Annotated in this window: 4 protein-coding genes; 1 reads left to right on the top strand and 3 read right to left on the bottom strand. The window is 42.4% G+C overall.

All coding sequences use genetic code 11. The features are described 5' to 3' along the window. Positions 1-149 precede the first annotated feature (149 nt). The gene (locus JW841_16495) at positions 150-854 is read left to right on the top strand and encodes an alpha/beta fold hydrolase (GenBank protein MBN1962534.1); all 705 of its coding nucleotides are present in this window, start codon (positions 150-152) and stop codon (positions 852-854) included. A gap of 23 nt (positions 855-877) precedes the next feature. On the opposite strand, the gene hisB is transcribed toward JW841_16495, so the two are convergent. The 3 genes from hisB to JW841_16480 all read right to left on the bottom strand — a co-directional run bounded on the left by hisB (position 878) and on the right by JW841_16480 (position 5031). After that, the gene (hisB, locus tag JW841_16490) at positions 878-1975 is read right to left on the bottom strand and encodes a bifunctional histidinol-phosphatase/imidazoleglycerol-phosphate dehydratase HisB (GenBank protein ID MBN1962533.1); all 1098 of its coding nucleotides are present in this window, start codon (positions 1973-1975) and stop codon (positions 878-880) included. 6 nt (positions 1976-1981) lie between these two features. After that, a complete protein-coding gene (gene hisD / locus JW841_16485) occupies positions 1982-4393 on the bottom strand; it encodes a histidinol dehydrogenase (protein MBN1962532.1) in 2412 nt (803 codons plus the stop codon). A gap of 257 nt (positions 4394-4650) precedes the next feature. Continuing rightward, positions 4651-5031 (bottom strand): nucleotidyltransferase substrate binding protein, encoded by a 381-nt coding sequence (locus tag JW841_16480; protein MBN1962531.1) that lies wholly within the window; start codon positions 5029-5031, stop codon positions 4651-4653. Positions 5032-5125 lie beyond the last annotated feature (94 nt).

Genomic DNA, 5125 nt, shown 5'->3' with positions numbered 1-5125 from the left:
GTCGAAGCAAATCATCAGTGGCTATGTCGGTGAACCATCATTATTTGCTGATGGTAGCTTGCTATATTTTGTGCATGTTTTAGTCGACGATGCTGGAGTGTTTGGCTCTGATATTGGTATATTGCTAAAAAGTAGGCGAGAACCTAAAAGTGACCGAAACAAGTATAACATTTACTAATGAACGTGGTGAAAAACTAACAGGAATATTGCAAGGTTCTATTGATAGATGTGCGGTTATTACTTGTCATGGGATGTTTTCAAATAAAAATGGCGCTAAACAACGTATGCTTGCAGATGCTTTGCTAACTTGTGATATAGCGACGTTGCGTTTTGATTTTGCTGGTTGTGGTGATTCACAAGGAGACATGCGTAATACAACCGTAAGTCGACGCATGGCTGATTTAGACGCGGCAGTTAATTTAATCGCAAGTTGTGGCGCAAAACGCATCGGTCTTTTTGGTTCGAGTATTGGCGGAGCAGTAGCTTTACTGACTGCAGCACGCGATGAAAGAATAGTTGCCATTAGCACGGTGGCGGCCGTAGGCGATTTGGCATCATTGATTGAACGTCAAGCAGAAAATAAAAAATTAAGAGAATTTTTTAACCCAGAAATTCTTGTTGATGCTAGGGCGCATGATGTGCTTTCGGCAGTAACAATTTTACACGCCCCATTATTTATAATTCATGGCGAAGATGATGATGTTGTGCCCTGCAGTGATGCTCATGATATAGCTACCAGTGCTCGTAATGTTACATTAGAAATAATTGCCGGTATAGGCCATCGTTTTGACGATCAAATAATATTACGGCCACTAATTAAACGTATAAAGAATTTTTTTGTTGAGAATTTGTAAGCGCCAATCAAGTAGAACCATGCTTACAATATACCTTTAGTCGAAGGCAAACCAGTATCAAAGCGACGCAATGCAGGGCGTAGGGCGCGTCCCACTGCTTTAAATAAACCTTCAATCATGTGATGAATATTATTACCACTGATAGTAAGGTGCAATGTGGCACCTAATGCAGTAGCAAAACTTTGAAAAAAGTGCTCAACCATTGATGAGGACATCCCACCAACTTGCTCACATGGTAGTTTACCGTTAAGTACAAAATAGGCTCTACCTGAAAGGTCGATAGTGGCTTGTGCTAATGATTCGTCCATAGGGAGCACAAACCCATAACGCCCAATACCAATTTTATCTCCTATCGCTTGTCGTAAAGCTTCACCTAAGGCTAGCGCAACATCTTCGATGGTGTGATGCTCATCAACATGTAAATCACCTTCAGCTACTAGTGAAAGAGAAAAACCACCATGCCGTGATAATTGATCAAGCATATGGTCAAAAAAACCGATGCCAGTTGATATATTTTGTTGCGGTGGTGCAGGAGCACTAGAAGTATCTTGATCGAGCTCAACAGTAATATCAATACGAGTTTCATTAGTACGGCGCTGACATCTACCGCGGCGAGGACGAGTAATTAGCTCATGAGCGATCTCAAGCCAGTTTAAAGCATCTGGTATGTCGCTGCCCACTCGATAACCGCGAATGCCCATATTTTCAGCAAAAGTGAGATCAGTTTCGCGATCACCAACCATTGCACAAGTGGTCATATCAAGATCGCCACCAGTTAAATAGGAACGAACTAGACCTAAATGAGGTTTGCGGCATAAGCAGTCGTCTTCAGGAAAATGAGGACATACCAATACTTCGTTAAATTTTATGCCTTGGGAGCGAAAAAGCTCAATCATCGTTTTTTGCACTAAATCAAAGGCTGCTTGAGGATATTTTTCTGTGCCTAAGCCATCTTGATTAGTAACAATTACGAATTTGTAACCATAGTCACGTAATTGCAATAATGCAGGTATAACATTGTCAACCAATTGCATCTTTTCAAGACTATCTACTTGGTAATCAGCAGTTTCACGAATTAATGTGCCATCACGGTCAACAAAAAGAATCTTACGAACACCCATTTTAAATTAAGCCCCTAACTTAGATAGTACATTAAGTAGTTTATCATTTTCTTCATGGGTACCTATAGTAATGCGTACGCAGTTATCAAGACCTAGCTGACTACTTCGATCACGAATAATAATGCCAGCTTTTCGTGCAACAGCCATTACCAATTCAGCATCAATAAAACGAGCTAATAAAAAGTTTGCTTGGCTGTTAAAAACATTAAGAGTTATGGGTAATTGGCTTAGGTAATTATGTAAACGTAGGCGTTCAATTTTAATGATATCGATTTGCTCTTGTGCTTGCACTAGGCTTGTTTGGGTGGTGGCATCGAGTACGGCTGCTATCGCTGGACGTGGTAGCGGGTAGGGCGCTCGAACTTTATTAAGCAAACTAATAATTTCAGGATTAGCTAAACCAACACCACATCGAGCTCCGGCCAAACCATGTGCTTTAGATAAGGTTCGTAAAACCACTAAATTCGGCAGCGTTGAAATATGAGATACCATGCTAGGGGTATCGGCAAATTCAATATATGCTTCATCTAAAATGATTAAAGCGCGTTCATGAAAAGCTTCGGCAATGCCTGCAATAATTTCAGTATTAATAATGTTACCTGTAGGATTATTAGGCGAGCATAAAAAAATCAGCTTGTCTTGTGGTTGCCAAGCATTCAGCAAGGCTGGTACGTCAATTTCAAAATTAGGTGCTGAGGTAAGCGGTACTTCACGTACGTTTGCACCTTGCAATTCTGCAAATACTGAATAGACTCCGTAGGTTGGCGGGCAAACTATAATGCCATCATAGCGAGCTTCACAGAAAGTTCGTAATAACCAGTCAATTACATCATCAGAACCTCGGCCAACGACCACATTATCATTATCAACACCATAAATTTCACTTAGGCGCGATAAAAGTTCTACTGGTTGTGGTGATGGATAACGATTAAGTTCTGGGTAATCTCCTAGCGGTGCCCGAGGATTTTCATTAGCGTCTAATAGTACTGGGGCATGTGATATTGTACTACGAGCTGAGCTATAAGGAGCTAAGTTTCGTACAGTTGCTCTGGCCAGTCGTAGTGGCCAATTTGTTGATTTGCTTGCACTATAGGGTACTTTCATATCACTTTTAATAGCCGCAAGTTTTTCTCGCCTAAGCGACATCGCAGCTCGATGAGCTTCTAATCCTTCTATCTTTGCAAGGGTTTCGACAATCGGGGCTAAGTCTCTTAAGCCATTGGCGCTTAGTTCTTGTACCGTGAATGATTTTTCGAATGCTTCTAACGACAACGCTGAAACTGCACGAGCATAGCCATAGGTAGGTAAAACATGATTAGTACCACTAGCATAATCACCTGTAGACTCTGGTGTAAACGGACCTAAAAAGACTGAACCAGCATTTAAAATATGGCCAACTAATTCACGAGCATCTACAGTCTGAATAATTAGATGCTCAGGAGCATAAAGGTTGGTGATCATTGCAGCCTGTAAAGTATCATCAGCAATGATAATAAGACTGTGTTGTAGACTTGCTTGCGCGCTATCACGACGTGGCAAAGTAGTCACTAAGCGTTCGAGTTCATTTTGTGTTGCATCAGCTATTTCTGATGATGTGGTAACCAGTACAGCAGGTGAATCAGGACCATGTTCAGCTTGCGAAAGCATATCGATAGCTACAAAAGTTGGATCAGCTGAAGCATCGGCAATCACCAATACTTCTGAAGGTCCGGCAGGCATATCAATGACAGCACCTTCGGGATCTTCAGCAACCAGCATTTTAGCCATGGTTACCCACGAATTTCCGGGACCGAAAATTTTATCAACTTTAGGAACACTCTCAGTTCCATATGCCATAGCTGCAATAGCCTGCGCCCCACCTACCTTGATTACGGTTTCGATGCCAGCAAGTGTCGCCGCGACTATAATATGGGGGTCGAGTGAACCATCAGGTCTTGGTGGTGAACATAAAACACGTGTAGGACAACCAGCCAATCTGGCGGGTACACCTAACATAAGCACCGTTGAAGCCAATGGTGCACTGCCACCGGGGGCATACATACCAACTTTTTCTATAGGACGAATTATACGTTCACAGCGTACCCCAGGTTGGGTATCGACAACTAACGGCGGGCGACGTTGGGCAGCATGAAAACGGGTAATATTCTCAATAGCACGCACCATCGCCAAGCGTCGCTCAGGGGTTACTTCTATAAAAGCTGCATCGCGTTCACTTTGGCTTAGGACAAGATTATCAATTTGAACTTTGTCAAAGCGCAGAGTTAACTCTCGTAAACTTTTATCACCCTGATTACGTACTAAATCTATTAATGGTAAAACGGTATCACGGGTGGCAGCGCCTGCGGTGATTGCCGGTCGGCGCAAAATTGCAATGCGCTGATTTTCATCTAAGTCACGCCAAGAATAACGCTTTGGCACAGTCGGCTCCTACTATCAATTAAATATACAAAATGTTAATGAACCATCAGTTGGCCTAGGGGGTGTCCCTAAATGTCTCCCGTCGATCTTCACGAAATCCGCTACTTACGACCGCGTGCTCGTCAAAATCCTGCCTGCGACTTGCCAGTAAGCAAGCCTCAGCATGATTTTGCTGCGCGCGCGGCCACCGTTTACACGGCTTTCGTGAATCTCTTAAGTCCAACATTTAGGGACACCCCCTAATTACATACGCATTTTTAATGCAAATAATGCAATAATTTCTCATAGGCTGGCAAATAGTTATTTCTAATACGATCTATCATAGCTTCAGCAAAAGTTTCATTATAGGTATGCACCGTTAAATTGCGATCCGCGATCATCGCCAGCCATATTTCTTCATTTTCTATCCAACCTAATTCAAAGGCCATTTCGAAAGCAGAACGAGCTGAAGATGGGTTATGACCTGCATTTTCTAGCTTTCTTTTTAGGGTTTTCCAGCTAAGTTCGTACACAATTTCAAAATTTTTAATAATTCCTGCAAGATCACGCGGTTCGGCGACTGGCGTAGTAGCAGCAAGGCGTAATGCCCGCAGCGCCCGATTTAGATTATTTATGCTATCTGCATGTTTATTTGACATATATGGCTAGCCCTTCGTTGTTAATTCTTGCGGCAAAAGCTTGTGGAGCTTCATCAAGCCAAACTAAATCAGTTTTTAATAAGGTTGGTTTGCC

This window comes from Deltaproteobacteria bacterium (assembly GCA_016931625.1).
Taxonomy (GTDB): Bacteria; Myxococcota; XYA12-FULL-58-9; order XYA12-FULL-58-9; family JAFGEK01; genus JAFGEK01.
This window is presented reverse-complemented; position numbering and strand designations above follow the sequence as displayed.